This is a genomic window from Mycobacterium spongiae (assembly GCF_018278905.1).
GTDB lineage: Bacteria > Actinomycetota > Actinomycetes > Mycobacteriales > Mycobacteriaceae > Mycobacterium > Mycobacterium spongiae.
On record NZ_CP046600.1, the window covers coordinates 881,586 to 896,216 of the forward strand.

General features: G+C 63.4%; 12 protein-coding genes. 10 read left to right on the top strand and 2 right to left on the bottom strand.

Going from position 1 to position 14,631, the window contains the following annotated elements:
- The first annotated feature begins 113 nt into the window (after window positions 1-113).
- From F6B93_RS23880 to F6B93_RS03485, 6 genes are all read left to right on the top strand, one after another.
- Entirely contained in the window at window positions 114-1,811 is a 1,698-nt protein-coding gene (locus F6B93_RS23880) for a glycine/sarcosine N-methyltransferase (RefSeq protein WP_211697752.1), read from the top strand.
- Between the two features lie 117 nt (window positions 1,812-1,928).
- The gene (locus F6B93_RS03465; protein ID WP_211699248.1) at window positions 1,929-3,338 is read left to right on the top strand and encodes an amino acid permease; all 1,410 of its coding nucleotides are present in this window, start codon (window positions 1,929-1,931) and stop codon (window positions 3,336-3,338) included.
- A gap of 181 nt (window positions 3,339-3,519) precedes the next feature.
- On the top strand, window positions 3,520-3,882 hold the full coding sequence (locus F6B93_RS03470) for a DUF427 domain-containing protein (protein ID WP_211697753.1): 363 nt from the start codon (window positions 3,520-3,522) through the stop codon (window positions 3,880-3,882).
- Window positions 3,879-4,256, top strand: coding sequence for a hypothetical protein (locus tag F6B93_RS03475; protein WP_211697754.1), 378 nt, complete (start codon window positions 3,879-3,881; stop codon window positions 4,254-4,256). Before F6B93_RS03470 ends, F6B93_RS03475 begins: the two co-directional genes overlap by 4 nt.
- Window positions 4,257-4,661: 405 nt before the next feature.
- Window positions 4,662-5,717 carry a geranylgeranyl diphosphate synthase IdsB gene (gene idsB / locus F6B93_RS03480; protein WP_246540987.1) on the top strand — a complete coding sequence of 352 codons (1,056 nt, stop codon included), beginning with the start codon at window positions 4,662-4,664 and terminating at the stop codon, window positions 5,715-5,717.
- The gene (locus tag F6B93_RS03485) at window positions 5,705-6,883 is read left to right on the top strand and encodes a hypothetical protein (RefSeq protein WP_211697756.1); all 1,179 of its coding nucleotides are present in this window, start codon (window positions 5,705-5,707) and stop codon (window positions 6,881-6,883) included. The genes idsB and F6B93_RS03485 overlap by 13 nt, the downstream gene beginning before the upstream one ends.
- An 87-nt stretch (window positions 6,884-6,970) precedes the next feature.
- Here the strand turns inward: F6B93_RS03485 and F6B93_RS03490 are convergent, their stop codons facing one another.
- On the bottom strand, window positions 6,971-7,633 hold the full coding sequence (locus F6B93_RS03490) for a TetR/AcrR family transcriptional regulator (protein WP_211697757.1): 663 nt from the start codon (window positions 7,631-7,633) through the stop codon (window positions 6,971-6,973).
- Window positions 7,634-7,739: 106 nt separating this feature from the next.
- Between F6B93_RS03490 and F6B93_RS03495 the strand changes: the two genes are divergently transcribed.
- From F6B93_RS03495 to F6B93_RS03510, 4 genes are all read left to right on the top strand, one after another.
- Complete coding sequence (locus tag F6B93_RS03495) at window positions 7,740-8,873, top strand: VOC family protein (RefSeq protein WP_211697758.1); 1,134 nt, start codon at window positions 7,740-7,742, stop codon at window positions 8,871-8,873.
- On the top strand, window positions 8,870-9,808 hold the full coding sequence (locus tag F6B93_RS03500; protein WP_211697759.1) for a fumarylacetoacetate hydrolase family protein: 939 nt from the start codon (window positions 8,870-8,872) through the stop codon (window positions 9,806-9,808). The genes F6B93_RS03495 and F6B93_RS03500 overlap by 4 nt, the downstream gene beginning before the upstream one ends.
- Window positions 9,805-12,378 (top strand): bifunctional 3-(3-hydroxy-phenyl)propionate/3-hydroxycinnamic acid hydroxylase, encoded by a 2,574-nt coding sequence (locus F6B93_RS03505; RefSeq protein WP_211697760.1) that lies wholly within the window; start codon window positions 9,805-9,807, stop codon window positions 12,376-12,378. The genes F6B93_RS03500 and F6B93_RS03505 overlap by 4 nt, the downstream gene beginning before the upstream one ends.
- A 204-nt stretch (window positions 12,379-12,582) precedes the next feature.
- Window positions 12,583-14,190 carry a PPE family protein gene (locus F6B93_RS03510; protein ID WP_211699249.1) on the top strand — a complete coding sequence of 536 codons (1,608 nt, stop codon included), beginning with the start codon at window positions 12,583-12,585 and terminating at the stop codon, window positions 14,188-14,190.
- A gap of 5 nt (window positions 14,191-14,195) precedes the next feature.
- Here F6B93_RS03510 and F6B93_RS03515 read toward each other — a convergent pair whose 3' ends face one another.
- Window positions 14,196-14,591, bottom strand: coding sequence for a nitroreductase family deazaflavin-dependent oxidoreductase (locus F6B93_RS03515; RefSeq protein ID WP_211697761.1), 396 nt, complete (start codon window positions 14,589-14,591; stop codon window positions 14,196-14,198).
- Window positions 14,592-14,631 lie beyond the last annotated feature (40 nt).

Below are 14,631 nucleotides of genomic sequence, written 5' to 3' on the forward strand. Positions count from 1 at the left end.
AGGTACGAGTTCGCCCCGGGCCCGCGGGTGAGCTGGGCGCATTCCTTGGCAATGGGTGCACCGTGCGCCTGGCGAGCTTTTTGCTCGCGTGCGGGCGAAGGGAAAGAGAGGTTATGTCGAGTCTATCGATCTCGCAGGACAATGCTGATCTTCAATTGCACGATCAAATTTATGGAGATGACCCATTGTCGGACCGTGAGACTGGTCTTTATCGCGCCGAATACGTCATGAGTTTCGTGGAGAAATGGGATGAATTGATTGATTGGGACGCCCGTACCCAGTCCGAGGGACGGTTCTTCGTTGACGTCCTGCGCGCCCGCGATAAGCAACAAATTCTCGACGTCGCCACCGGCACCGGCTTTCATTCCGTTCGGCTGACCGAGGCGGGCTTCGACGTGACGAGTGCCGATGGCTCGGCGGCAATGCTCGCCAAGGCTTTCGCCAACGGCACAAAGCGAGGCCTCATCCTGAGGACGGTGCAAGCCGATTGGCGACAGCTGAACCGCGACATTCATGGCAAGTACGACGCCATCATCTGCCTCGGCAACTCCTTCACCCACCTACATAACGAGCATGATCGCCGTCGGGCACTGGCCGAATTCTATGCCGCCTTGCGCCACGACGGAATTCTGATTCTCGACCAACGAAATTATGACGAGATACTCGATCACGGGTTCAAATCAAAGCATAAATACTATTACTGCGGTGATAAGGTAAGCGCCGAGCCGGAGTACGTTGACGACGGCCTCGCGCGTTTCAAGTACACGTTCCCGGACGGCTCCGAATACACGCTGAACATGTTTCCGTTGCGGAAGGCCTATGTTCGCCGCCTAATGCACGAAGCGGGCTTTGAAACAGTACGGACATACGGCGATTTCCAGGAAACATACGAGGAGACCGAGCCCGATTTCTTTGTCCATGTGGCGGAGAAGTCGCTGAACCGCGATGCGAGTTCTGAGGCCAGCCCCCACCAGGGCCTCGTGGCCGGAGCCGGCAGCAAAAGCGAGCCTGAAGCCTATTACGACAGCGGCGACGCGGACGCCTTCTACTCGATGATTTGGGGCGGCGAAGATATTCACGTCGGGTGCTACGAGCGCACTGATGACATCAGGGCCGCCGGCATCGAGACCGTGGACCGGATGATTCGCCAGCTCTCGACGCTCGATGGCAGCGCGGCGGTCTTGGACCTCGGGTCCGGTTACGGCGGATCCGCTCGGCGCATTGCCGAGCAATGCGGTGCCACGGTCACCTGCGTGAACATCTCCGATGTCCAAAACCAGACCAACCGCGACAAGAACCGTCGGGCCGGGCTTGACCAGAGGATCCGGGTGATCCATGGCAGTTTCGACGACGTTCCCGAGCCGGACAACTGCTACGACGTCGTGTGGTCCCAGGACGCGATCCTGCACGCGCCTGATCGGCGCAAGGTCCTTGAGGAGGCGTTCCGGGTCTTGCGGCCGGGCGGGCAACTGATCTTCACCGATCCGATGCAGGCCGACGATGCGCCAGACGGCGTGCTGCAGCCGGTCTACGATCGGCTCAACCTGCGTGACCTGGGTTCGATGCGCTTTTATCGGGAGGCGGCACAGGCGCTCGGTTTCGAGGTTCTTGATCAAAGTGACCTCGTCGGCAACCTGCGCACGCACTACAGCCGGGTGCTCGAGGCGCTTGAGGCCCGGCGCGGTGAGCTCGAGCGGAAGTCCTCGCCGGAATACCTCACCAAAATGTGCGTAGGACTGAAGAACTGGGTAGATGCTGCCGATAGCGGCTACCTGGCCTGGGGTATCCAGCACTTCAGAAAGCCCGCCTGACTCGAGTCGCGGGCTCCGGTGTCCGCGATCGGTTCGACGGGTGTTGGTTGTCGGTATCGTTGATGCCACGGCCGGCGTGATGGTCGTGGCATCAACGCCTACTCGGCGACGCCAGTACTGCCCTCGACGAACCGGAAGGCAGACGCGATAGATACCACCCCGGGACTCCGCCCTGGGCTGTCGCAGCGACAGCTCAATATGATCGCCATCGGCGGTGTCATCGGCGCTGGGCTGTTCGTGGGGTCTGGGGTGGTCATCCGGGCGACCGGTCCCGCTGCGTTTCTGACCTATGCGCTATGCGGGGGCTTGATCGTTCTCGTGATGCGGATGTTGGCGGAGATGGCCGCCGCGAACCCGTCGACCGGGGCATTCGCCGACTACGCGACAAGCGCTCTCGGTGGCTGGGCGGGGTTCTCGGTCGGCTGGCTGTATTGGTACTTCTGGGTCATTGTCGTGGGATTCGAGGCGGTTGCGGGCGCGAAGGTGCTCACGTACTGGATCCATGCGCCGCTGTGGGTGCTGTCACTGGTCCTCATGGTGATGATGACTGCGACGAACCTGGTCTCGGTGTCGTCCTTCGGCGAGTTCGAGTTCTGGTTCGCCGGGATCAAGGTCGCTACCATCGTGGTCTTCCTGGTCCTTGGGATGGCGTTCGCTGTGGGCCTGGTACCGGGCCATGGGGCGGATTTCAGCAACCTCACCTCTCATGGCGGGTTCTTTCCTCAGGGGGTGGGGGCCGTCTTCGCCGCCATCGTGGTCTCGATCTTTTCCATGACTGGCACGGAAGTCGTCACGATCGCCGCGGCGGAAACGCCCGACCCGCAGCGGGCTGTGCAGCGGGCGATGAGCACAGTCGTCATCCGCATAGCGACCTTTTTTGTCGGTTCAGTGTTTCTGCTTGCCGTGATCTTGCCGTGGAATTCGATTGAGCCGGGAACCTCGCCGTACGTCGACGCCTTCCATCACATGGGCATTTCGGGCGCGGATCAAGTCATGAATGCGGTGGTACTCACCGCGGTACTCTCCTGCCTGAACTCGGGCTTGTACACCTCGTCGCGAATGCTGTTCGTACTCGCCGCTCGACGCGAAGCGCCGGCCTACTTGGTCAAGCTCAGCGCTCGTGGGGTCCCGCACCTCGCGATCATGGTCTCCTCTGGAGTGGGTTTCCTGTGTGTGATCGTGGCCTGGCTCTCCCCGGAAATGGTGTTCATTTTCTTGCTCAACTCTTCGGGCGCCATAATTCTGTTTGTCTATCTGTTGATCGCACTGTCGCAGATCGTCTTGCGCCGGCGGACACCTCCGGAGGCCCTGCGGGTGCGGATGTGGTTATTCCCCGGACTGTCGATCCTTGCGGTCACCGGCATCGTCGCCGTGCTCGTGCGGATGGCGTTCGACGACACCGCACGCAGCCAGCTCTGGCTCAGTTTGCTGTCCTGGGCGGTGGTGATTGCGTTCTATTTCGGCGCCAAATATGCAAGGCGTAACAGCCATGGAGACAGCCGAATTGGGCCGGCGCAACCGACGTGACCACCGTCTGCGCCCGTCGATGCATTTAGCCCGTCTGGCTAGGGGTACCGCGCTCTCCGATGGCACGCGCGGTAAGACTGGCCGCCATCCCGTCGGTCGTGTCACCGGGCTGACAATTCGCATGTTGCGGCCGCCCGACATAGTGCAATATCGGAAGTGAGTTTCGAGGAGGTGGGCGAGGGTGATCCGTGCCGTGTGGAACGGGACCGTGCTGGCCGAGACGCCGCGAACCGTGAGGGTTGAGGGCAATCATTACTTCCCACCTGAATCGGTACATCGCGAGCACCTGAACGACAGCAAGACCACGTCGATATGCCTGTGGAAGGGCGTTGCGCACTACTACGGGATCGCAGTGGACGGCTGCGGGGCTCTTGCTAATCCGGATGCTGCCTGGTTCTACCCGCGGCCGAGCCCGCTGGCCCGTCGCATCAAGAACCATGTCGCTTTCGGCAACGGGGTTGTCGTCGAAGGACAGCCCGAAGGCGAACGACATGGGTGGCCGTCACGCGCGGTGTCATGGCTGGGTGCCAAGGTTGCGCGATGAACCCGAACCCGATTGCGCCCGGTCGCAGGTCGGCTGAACGCCGGCTGCCGATGTGGCGTATCGGAATCGCTGGGGGGTTCGTTGGCATCCTGTGCTGTGTCGGCCCAACGATCCTTGCTCTTCTCGGAATCATCAGCGCGACAACAGCACTCGCTTGGTCTACCGATCTCTATGACAATTACGCGTGGTGGTTCCGGCTGGGCGGGCTGGCGGTTCTCGCGCTGTTGGTATGGGTCGCGTTGCGCCGGCGCAATCAGTGCAGCATCGACGGGATCCGGCGGCTGCGGTGGCGGTTGGTTACCGTCTTGGCGATCGCGGTTGGCACTTACGCCGCGCTATATGCGTTCACGACGTGGCTCGAAAGGTTTGCTTAGGTCACGCGAGTCATCCCGCGCGAGTGCGCAACCCGCTCAATCCCGAGAATTTTCATTGGTTCTCGTTGTTCACACCGTGAGACATTGTGGGATTCACGGGTGGGTTCGCGCTGCTCCTCAACGCAGGGCGAGGCAGTGCGCGATATCGAAAATTTGTATTTATCTTGATCCATCGAATCGCTTGACAACGTTGATGAGGTATAGAAGCATTCGGGACGTGCCAGCCGATTTAGTTGTCGCACTGCTTGAACCGGAGTTCTTGGACCGCCTTCTCCTGGCCCAAGGTTGACTCTATGATGACTTCATCTAGGCGTATGGACCCCCGCGCGGTCGGGGCTATAACTGCGGCTTACGTCGTTAGGCACGGTCGCCGGAAATAGCGAGCCGCAGCCCTCATGGTCGGGCTTGGGGGGAGTGATGAATCTGGATACGACTGATCGCGACACCCTTGCTGATCTTGGGCTGGCGTCGTTGCGATGGGCTCGCAGACTTTGTGATCCGGTGCTGCGCAGAGCCGTCGGGTCCATACGCGAGCCGTTGGCCACGAGGGCCGGATATCACCTCGGTTGGTGGGGAGTCGATCGATCATCGGCGGTGGGCGGTTCGGCGGGCAAAGCGCTTCGCGGCGCCCTTGTCTTGGCGGCCGCAACGGCCTGCGCCGGTGATGATTCCGGTGATGCTGCCCGGGTTGCGGCGGCCGTCGAGTTGATGCACAACTTCACGTTGCTGCATGACGACGTGATGGATGGCGATCGGACCCGCAGGGGAAGACCGACGGTGTGGAGCGTGTGGGGCGTTGACGACGCGATCGTCTTGGGCGACGCGCTGCATGCTGCGGCGATTCAGATACTGACCGACATGCGCGACCAGTCCGTTGCGATGCAGGCGATCATGCGGTTGGAGCGGGCTTGCGTGGAGCTGTGCGTCGGTCAAAGTGAGGATTGCTCTCTTGGTGGGCGCATGCGGGTGACGGTCGATGACTACACACGCATGGCAGCAGGCGAGACCGCATCCCTGATCGGTTGTTGTTGCGCCCTAGGAGCTTTGAGTGCCCACGCGGATGATGCGATCATCGCGGCGTTGGAGCGGTTTGGCCGTGAGTTAGGTCTTGCGTTTCAATTCGTGGACGACCTGATTGGCATCTGGGGTGACCCCCGTGTGACGGGAAAACCGGTCGGCCGCGATCTTGCCCGGCGTAAGGCAACGCTGCCGGTTGTCGCCGCGCTCAATTCGGGATCTGAGGCAGCTATCGAATTGGCGGCGCTGTATGCAGGCGGCGCCGAGTTAACCCAGAGCGACATCGATCGGGCTGCCGAGCTTGTGGAGGTCGCCGGAGGCCGGCGGGCTGCGCAACGGTTTGCCGATGAACGACTCCAAGCCGCCGTGAGTGCACTGCCCGATGCGGTGGGATCCGAAGAGCTTGTGGCGCTGTCGCAACTGGTTCGCCGATGGCAGCGCTGATGGCGACGGTGCCCAGGGGAAGGCGGTCAACCCCAATGGCGATCCTTCGTGACACCGACGCCTTAGACATTGGTGTGGGCAGTGCTGTGGGAACGGCGCAGCAGCGTGGGCATAACCCTTCAGCTAGCCTCGGGCTGCGGGGTCAAAGCCAAGCCTTCTCCCCGCGAGCGATTCCTGAGGGGGCTGCTGGCAGCTACCTGGCCGACCTTCGTGGTGATGAGCCGCTCGTTCGAGAGTTGCAGCGAGTAGTGATGGCAGAAATCACCTTGTCGGAGAATGTCAACGGCTGGGTTGAGCGGTTCAGCCAGGTGAACCGCCGCGATCCCTATCTCTGGATCTGGTGCCGAGCGGCCGCCGAGATGGCCTCGCTGCCCAGCATCGACGCCGAGCTGTACGACCATGTGATCGACTCGGTGATCCTGATGGTCATCATCAATGCCGTGATCGATGACGTCGCGGATCACCATGGCCGTCAAGGATTCCTGGACGCCCTCCTTGACATCGTCGAGGGTCGCGGCGGTGCGACGGCGATCGATCCAGCCCTAACGCGCAAAGCCGTGAGCCCTTTGGAGGCAACGACTTTAGAAACGTTGTGGTTCTTCTACTCGACCTTGATGCAGCGGGCACGAAGCTATCCGCGCTGCGCGGAGTTTGCCGACATCTTCGCCTACGATTGCAGGGTCTGGGCCAACATGTACCGGCTCTCTCATCTTTTTAACGATCACCCCGATATGATGAGCATGGTCGAGCACGATCTCGTCATGCCGTACAACATGGGCATGGTGATGTATACCGACCTGCAGCTGATGTGTTCTTCTCGGTTCGAGATGACCGATCTTGGGGCAGTGCGGGCCGCCGCTATTCTCGCTCAATACATGGGCCGGATTGGCAATCTGACCACGACGTGGCGCCGTGAGATCGACGAGCACGACTACACGAGCGGGGTCTTCGCCTACGCAGTGGATAAGGGGTTTGTCGATATCGAGTGGCTCAAGCATCCCGACGCGACAGGCTGTCGCCAAAGATTATCGAGGGGATTGTCCGGGGCAACTGCGAAGAGTTCTTCTTCGGGAAATGGTTCGCGAACCGCGATGAGATCCTCCGGCTCGGCGAAACAATCAAGAGTTTCGATGTTCGCTACTGGATTGATGGCCTGTCCCGACTGATCTGCCTGCATCTGGGTAGCCGTGGCAAGAAGTAAGCGAGCGGGCGGCAGCACTGTTACGACCTAGACATGAGGCAACCATTGGCGATCACTCAGCGGAGTCGGGCTCGCTGAGTTCGTCGAGATCTGGCAACGGCCGACGGCAGATTTCTGCCGCCTCGTCGGAAGGTAGGCCGAACATGATCAACAGATCGCGAGTGGCGTGGTCGGCCGTCTCGGCGTCGTTGCGTTCAGGCTGGTCGTGCAGCAGCTGACCAAGTCCCATCAGCGCGCCGCCCGCTATGGACATTGCGAGCGCCGGATCGTCGACGGTGAACCTGCCGGCGTCTGCTGCGACGCTGATGTCGCGCAGGGCCCGTGGTGCTAGGCCGCGGTCAGCAGAGATCAACGTCAACCCGGTGTTAAGCAGTACCCGGAATATCTCGGGCCGCCGCCTGAACACCCGCCCGACCAACCGGAAACTTCGAGCGAATGTCTCTGCAGGGTCCTCGCCTTCCGCGGTGAGCTTGTCGAGGATCGTGCCGAGATCGTCGAGGACCTCGTTGACGGCCGCCTGGAACAGCTCGTCCTTGCTGCGGAAGTGGTTGTAGAACGACCCCATCCCGATGTCGGCCGCCTGGGTGATCTCGAGTACGGGCACGTTGAGTTTGCCGGCCGCGACGAAGGTCTGCGCGGCCCGGATCAGCGCGGCGCGGGTCCGCATCTTGCGTCGCTCCAAGCGGTTGTCTGCGGCTGGTTCGGCAGCGGGCATGCGCTGATGCTAGCAGAAAGCATCAATACTGAGGATTTCGTCAGAAAGTCTTGACACCGGCCCGGCGGGTAAGTGACGATATCGTCAGTCAATCGAGGAGACGCCAGTGAACACCCAGGTCGACGTCCATAGGGACCTGCACAGCGAGCAGGGTGCCAGGCGTGCAGAGCACCCCGGCCGCTCTGCGAACCCGCTGATCAAGGTTCGTGATCTCGCGTGGCTGGAATTCGAGAAGCCGGACCTGGTCCGCGCCGAAGCCTTTGCGCGAGCGTTCGGGTTCAGCACCGTGCTGCACACCGCGGACGAGTTGCACCTCCGCGGAACGGACACCGGCTCGCCCTGTGTGATCATCCGTCGCGGACCGCACTCACGGTTCGTGGGCCCCGCCTTCGCCGCAGCAGACAAAGTCGATGTCGAACGGCTAGCCAGCGCGACCGGAACCAAGACCCGTAAGCTGCCGGAGGCCATCGGCGGCGTGGCGGTGGATCTGACCGACCCCAGCGGAACTCCGGTCCGCGTCGCGGCCGATACGCACATCTTGGCCGAACTGCCCGCGCAACGGCCGCACACCTTCAACTTTGGTCACGAGGTGCGTCGCGCGAACACCACGCAGCGGCCGCCGTGCGAGCCGGCCCGCGTGCAGAGGTTGGGCCACGTCGTGCTCCAGTCCACCAAGTACATGGAGTCGCTCAACTGGTACCTCGACCACTTCGGCCTGATTGTCAGCGACTTTCTGTATTACCCGGGTCAGCGTGAGCGCGGGCCCACGATGAGCTTCATCCGCTGTGACCGCGGAGCGACGCCGGCCGACCATCACACGCTGGCCATGGTGCTGGGGCCCGCCAATCGCTATGTGCACTCGGCCTACCAGGTTTGCGACCTGGACGCGATCGCCGCGGGCGGAGAATACCTGCGCGAGTCCGGGTACGACCGGTCGTGGGGGATCGGCCGACACGTTCAGGGCAGCCAGATCTTCGACTACTGGCGTGATCCCGACGGGTTCATGGTCGAGCACTACAGCGACGGCGACATGTTCGACAACACGCTGGAGCCCGGATGGGCGCCGTTGACGGCGTCAGGCCTCGCGCAATGGGGTCCACCCGCGACAAAGGACTTCCTGGGGATGGCTCCGGGCAGAGAAGCAGTTCGCGAACTTCGGTCGATGCTGACCGCGGTCCGCGACGACAACGAATTCGGCATCACCCGCCTGCGCGGACTCCTGAAAGTGGCACGGTCATGAGCATCTCGATCTATCGCACCTCTGGCACCTGGTGGGCGGGCACCGCCGACACCGCGGCCAAAGTCGACACGTCGGCGACGACGACGGCGCAGTTGTTGGCCGACCGGGCGGTGCTGGAACGAGCCGCCGCCGGTCTAGAGACCGCAACGGTCGACGGTCTGGACCTGATCTCGCCGGTGACCGCGCCATGCCGGGTGGTCGCTCAGATGACGAACTTCGCGTCGCACATCGAGGACACAGGCGGAAACCCGAAGACGGTGCCGCTCACGTTCTTCCGCAAATCCTCGGCGTCGATCACTGGCCCGGTGGCCGACATCGTCAAACCCACACACGTTCGCCTGCTCGACTACGAGGTGGAGATCGGTCTGGTGATCGGACGCGGCATTGCAGTGGGTACAACGGTCACCGCTGACAACCTGGCCGACTACGTCTGCGGGCTGACGGTGACGAACGACGTGTCGGCTCGCGATGTGCAACTGACGAAAACCCAGTTCTACGAATCCAAGTCGTACCCGACGTTCACGCCGGCAGGCCCGGCACTGGTGCTGCTGGATGCCGACGAGTTGGGTCGCTTCGGCGACCTGCGCCTGCGGACGCGGGTCAATGGCGAACTGCGGCAGAACAGCACGGTGGACAACGACATGATCTACCGGCCAGCCGAGGCGCTCACCGCGTTGGCTCGGTTCCAGCAGCTGTCGCCCGGCGACCTGGTGATGACGGGCACGCCGGTGGGCACGGCGCTGTCGGCGCCGCCGAAGGCGGTTCACAAGGTCGTATCGCTGTTGCCTGACGACGTCAAGTGGAAGATGTTCTTCGCCGGTCAGGCCAGAAACAGCAAGTACCTGCACGACGGCGACGTCGTCGAGGCCAGCATCGCAACAGACGACGGCAAGATCGATCTCGGCGCACAGCGCAATGTGGTGAGGTACGCATGAACGTCGAATTCGACGTCGCGATCGTGGGCTACGGTCCGGTGGGCGCACTCACTGCACTGCAGTTGGCCGAGGCGGGTTTGCGGGTGGTCATCCTCGAGCGCGACACGCGGCCGGTCGTGCTGCCGCGTGCAGTCGCCCTGGACGGCGAGTCCGTGCGCGCCTTCCAGCGGCTTGGGTTCGGCGAGACGGTCGCAGCCATCCTGCAGCCGCCGCGGGAGAAGGACGAAGCCTGCTTCACCAACTCCAAGCGCGAGCGGCTTTTCGGGCTGGAGATACCCCCTGTCGGCGACAGCGGCTGGCGTGACGTCGCCTTCTTCGACCAACCGGAGCTCGAGGCGCTGCTACGCGAGCTGGTGGGCCGCCAGGAGCGCATTGAGGTGCTGCTGGGCCACGAGGTCACGGCGATTCAGCAGGACGGCGACGGCGTGCGTGTGCGAAGCGTGGTGCGGCCGGATGGCGCTGAAGTCGAGCTGCATGCCTCATGGCTGGTGGGCTGCGACGGCGCCTGCAGCTTCGTGCGCCGGACGTGCGGGATCGGCTGGGAGAGCCTCGGTTACGACCAGGACTGGCTGGTGGTGGACGTCATCGCCGGCCCGCAGGCCGAACTGCCGCTGGTCACCATGCAAGTCTGCGACCCGCAGCGCATCGCGACTTACCTCTGCGGGAAGGACCCGTACCGCCGCTGGGAGTTCCAGCTCGCCGAGGGTGAGACACGCGAGGAGATGCTGGCGCCCGAGAAGATCCGCGAGCTGCTGGATCGATGGCTTCCGCCCGAGCACTACGAGATTCGCCGCGCCGCGGTCTACCAGTTCCATGCGGCCACCGCGGACCGCTGGCGGGACGGCCGTATCTTCCTGGCCGGGGACGCGGCCCACCAGACCCCGCCCTTCCTGGGGCAGGGCCTGAACGCCGGATTCCGGGACGCGGTAAACCTCGGCTGGAAACTTCCCTTGGTCCACCGCGGCCTGTGCGAGGCGGGATTGCTCGAGACTTACGCCGGTGAGCGCGACGCGCACGCCCGCGAATTGGTGGAGTGGGCCGTGGCCATCGGAAAGCTGATCGAGACGCTGGCAGCTCGGGAAGCCGGCTTGCCCGATCCGCATCCCGCGATCGATCTGAGCGCGGGCTACGGCCAAGGTCGCGCGGCGCCGCCTTTGCGCGACGGCGTGCTGATGACGGATCAGGCCGAGCGTGGCCTGCCCGTCGGCGTTCAGCTGCTCCAGCCGACAGTGCGGGTCGCCGGCGGCGAGCCGGTGCGCCTTGACGAACTTCTCGGACCCGGATTTGCGGTGGTCGGGCGCACACAGGCCGATGTGGCGCTCGGCGCCCACGCGCGGGCCGTGCTGGAAATGCTGGATGGGCGAGCCGTCGGCCTGGAGGGACTCACTGCGGTCGAGGGCGCCTGCGATCCGGTCTTCGACACTCACGCCGCTGTCGTGCTGCGACCGGATCGCTACGTTTTCGGCGTGGTGGACGACGAGTACAACCTCGACGCGCTGCTGATCAGGCTGGCGCAACAACTCGCGCTTCGAAGAAAGGAGGGTCGAGCAGTGACCATCGAAGCGCCAGAGGGATCGACGAACCACGACGGGGAGGTGGAGCGGCTCTGGACCGGAGCGGACGTGACCCACCGCTTTGTCAAGGGCGGCGACATCACGTTCCACGTTGTGACGGCTGGGGACCCGTCCAACCCAGTCGTCGTCTTCGCCCACGGCTTTCCCGAGAGCTGGTACGCGTGGCACCACCAGATGACGGCGCTTGCCGCAGAATTCCACTGCGTGGCGTTCGACCTCAAAGGCTACGGACAGTCAGCCCACCCGACCCGTCATGACTCGAACTACGACTACGCCCACTGCGCACGTGAATGGGTCGACCTGTTCGACGCGCTTGGTCTCGACCGCTTCGTCCTCATTGCGCACGACCGTGGCGTTGTCATCGCCGACCACTTCTGTGCGATCGAGGGCATTGCCGGCCGCCTACAGGGCTATGTTCGCGTGCAGCAGTCGGGCAACCGCCCCCACAGCGAGCCACGCCCGCCCCACGAGTTCCTCCGCAGCCCAGAAGCCGTGCCCCTCCTCGAGTCGGGCCCGCTCGTCGACATGGCCTACGGGCTGATCGAACGAATCGACGGAGGTGAATCGCTCGTCCATACCCCGATCGCCGACGAAGACATCGAGCGGATGCGGACCGAGGTCCGACACCCGGGTGCAGCCGAGGGTATGTCGGCCAGCTTCGTGTCCGCCGGCTTCGATGGCGAACTCGAGGACCGCATGGATGGGCTATTCGCCGCGATGACGATGCCGGTGCTGTTCCTCCAAGGCCGCTACGACCCCGGTCAACAGCCACACGAATACGAGACGATCACCTGCGAAGTGCCTGACGGGCGACTCGAGTTCGTCGATGCCGGGCACTTCGCCCACCTCGAGAAACCAGCAGCGGTCACAGCAGCGATCCGCGGCTTCCTGGGAGCGATCGAAGTGGACACGCAGCCGCCGACGCCCGCACGCCGCAACACACGCACGCCCGGACCCAGTCCCAAGGATGGCGTGGCACCAACACACGCGCGATAGCATTTGAGCGTTGCCATTTCTTCGACGCTGCCAGTTTTGGGCTCTGCCAGTTTTTGGGCTCTGCCAGTCTTCGGCGAGGACCAGGCGATGGCCGAAGCGTGGCGGCGGCTGGCTAGCGTTCGGCAGACGACAGGCGACCAACGGCGAGCGTGATACACCCCGCCACGAAAGGGCCTCGAAAGGACCTCGAAAGGGATTGTGGTGATTAATTTTTCGGCGTTCCCGCCGGAGGTTAATTCGGCGCGGATGTTTCTCGGGGCGGGTTCGGGTTCAATCCTGGCGGCCGCGGTGGCCTGGGATGGGTTGGCTGCGGAGCTGGGTTCAGCGGCAACCTCGTTCGCCTCGGTGACCTCGGGGCTCGCCGGTGGGTCGTGGCAGGGCCCGGCATCGCTGGCGATGGTGCGGGCCGCGGCCCCTTATCTCGGTTGGCTGAACGCTGCGGTATCCCAGGCTGAGCAGGCGGCCTCACAAGCCAGGGTAGCGGCGGCCGCATTTGACGCGGCGCGAGCGGCGACCGTGCATCCGGCGATGGTCGCGGCCAACCGCGCCCAGCGGATGTCGCTGGTGTTGTCAAACCTGTTGGGCCAGAATGCCCCGGCGATCGCGGCCACCGAAGCCGCCTATGAGCAGATGTGGGCACAGGATGTGTCCGCGATGTTTGGTTATCACGCGGGGGCCTCAGCGGTCGCCTCGGCATTGGCACCGTTGGCCCGACCGCTGCAGCACCTGCCGGTGTTCGGCGCGGGCGGCGCCGGCCCAAAGGTGGCCGGTGCCGCGATGGTCCGCCCTGATGCCGGCGTGTCGTCGGTCGCCGCCGCCAGCGCGGCCGGCATTAGCCCCATTGTGTCGAGCCTGCGGAACCTCGGCTTGGCGAACTTCGGGGGTGCCAGCTTAGGGTTGCCCAGCGCGGCTTCCCTGGTGCCGTTTGGCAACATCGGATTCGCCAACACCGGCAGCAACAACGTTGGCTTCGCGAACACCGGCGACGGGAATTTCGGCCTGGCTAACACGGGCAACGGAAACATCGGTATCGGGGTGACCGGCGACAACCAAGTGGGTATCGGTGTCCTGAACACCGGCGCTGGCAATATCGGCCTGTTCAACTCGGGCAGTCAAAACATCGGCTTTTTCAACTCGGGTACGGGAAACGTCGGCATCGCGAACTCGGGCGCGATCAACACCGGCATCGCGAACCCGAATATTGGCAATTGGGGCATCGCGAACTTAGGTAGCTACAACACGGGTCTCGGCAACTTAGGCAGCGTCAACACGGGCTACTTCAACTCCGGCATAGCCAACACCGGTATTGGCAACTCCGGCAACTACAACACGGGGATGGGCAATTCGGGTAACACCAACACAGGCAGCTTCAACCCCGGCAGCTACAACACCGGCTACCTGAATTACGGCGACTACAACACCGGTCTCGCCAACTTCGGCAATGTCAACACTGGTGCATTCATCACCGGTAGCTTCAGCAATGGCCTCTTCTGGCGGGGCTTTTACCAGGGTCTATTCGGCATCGACATCGGGTTTGATGTCCCGGGCATCGGGCGCGTCACAATCATCCACGTCCCGGCGACGCCGGGCTTCTTCAACTCGACCGCAGACCCCTCGTCGGGTTTCTTCAACAGTGGGGCTGGCAGCGCCTCGGGCTTTTTCAACGTCGGAGCCAACAATTCCGGCTTCCAGAATTTCTCGCTGGGAAGCATTGGCAACTCAGGTGCCAACAACTACGGCGTGATGATTTCGGGCTGGGTCAACCGGGGCGACACCATCTCGGGCTTTTTCACCTCGGGTCCGCTGCCCTGACTCCCTCAGGCGGCCTTGGTGAGCAGCACCGCCTCGTCGAACGGGAGTCTGGCGAAGATCGGCCGCCATCGGCCGACGACGTACGGCGCGGCCTCGGCTTTCGTCAGTCGCCGGGGGTCGGTGACATCAAATGTCTTGCCGTAGCGTCGCATCCGGCCGCCATCGGCGGCGACAAGGTTCTTGAGCCAGTCGCGGTCCGGTCCATAGGTAAGCAGAATCGCGACGCCGGGCGCTCCGTCGACCTCCGCGCTGAACACGGTCAACGGGGTGCGGTACCGCTTGCCGGACTTGCGTCCCAGGTGCTCGAGAATCGCCATGGTCGGGAGCCAGCCGGCCCACAGCCGCTGAATCGGGTTGGTGACGTAGCGGTTGAATCGGGCCAGCCACTGCGGAAGTTGCATGTCGTCATCTAACTCGCAGAGCGGCTTGGCCAGCAAGCAA

Excerpts from the sequence above, each read along its gene's own strand:
- F6B93_RS03515 (WP_211697761.1), bottom strand. The coding sequence starts at position 14,591 with ATGCAACTTCCGCAGTGGCTGGCCCGATTCAACCGCTACGTCACCAAC.
- F6B93_RS23880 (WP_211697752.1), top strand. The coding sequence starts at position 114 with ATGTCGAGTCTATCGATCTCGCAGGACAATGCTGATCTTCAATTGCAC.
- F6B93_RS03505 (WP_211697760.1), top strand. The coding sequence starts at position 9,805 with ATGAACGTCGAATTCGACGTCGCGATCGTGGGCTACGGTCCGGTGGGC.
- F6B93_RS03500 (WP_211697759.1), top strand. The coding sequence starts at position 8,870 with ATGAGCATCTCGATCTATCGCACCTCTGGCACCTGGTGGGCGGGCACC.
- F6B93_RS03475 (WP_211697754.1), top strand. The coding sequence starts at position 3,879 with ATGAACCCGAACCCGATTGCGCCCGGTCGCAGGTCGGCTGAACGCCGG.
- F6B93_RS03490 (WP_211697757.1), bottom strand. The coding sequence starts at position 7,633 with ATGCCCGCTGCCGAACCAGCCGCAGACAACCGCTTGGAGCGACGCAAG.
- F6B93_RS03485 (WP_211697756.1), top strand. The coding sequence starts at position 5,705 with ATGGCAGCGCTGATGGCGACGGTGCCCAGGGGAAGGCGGTCAACCCCA.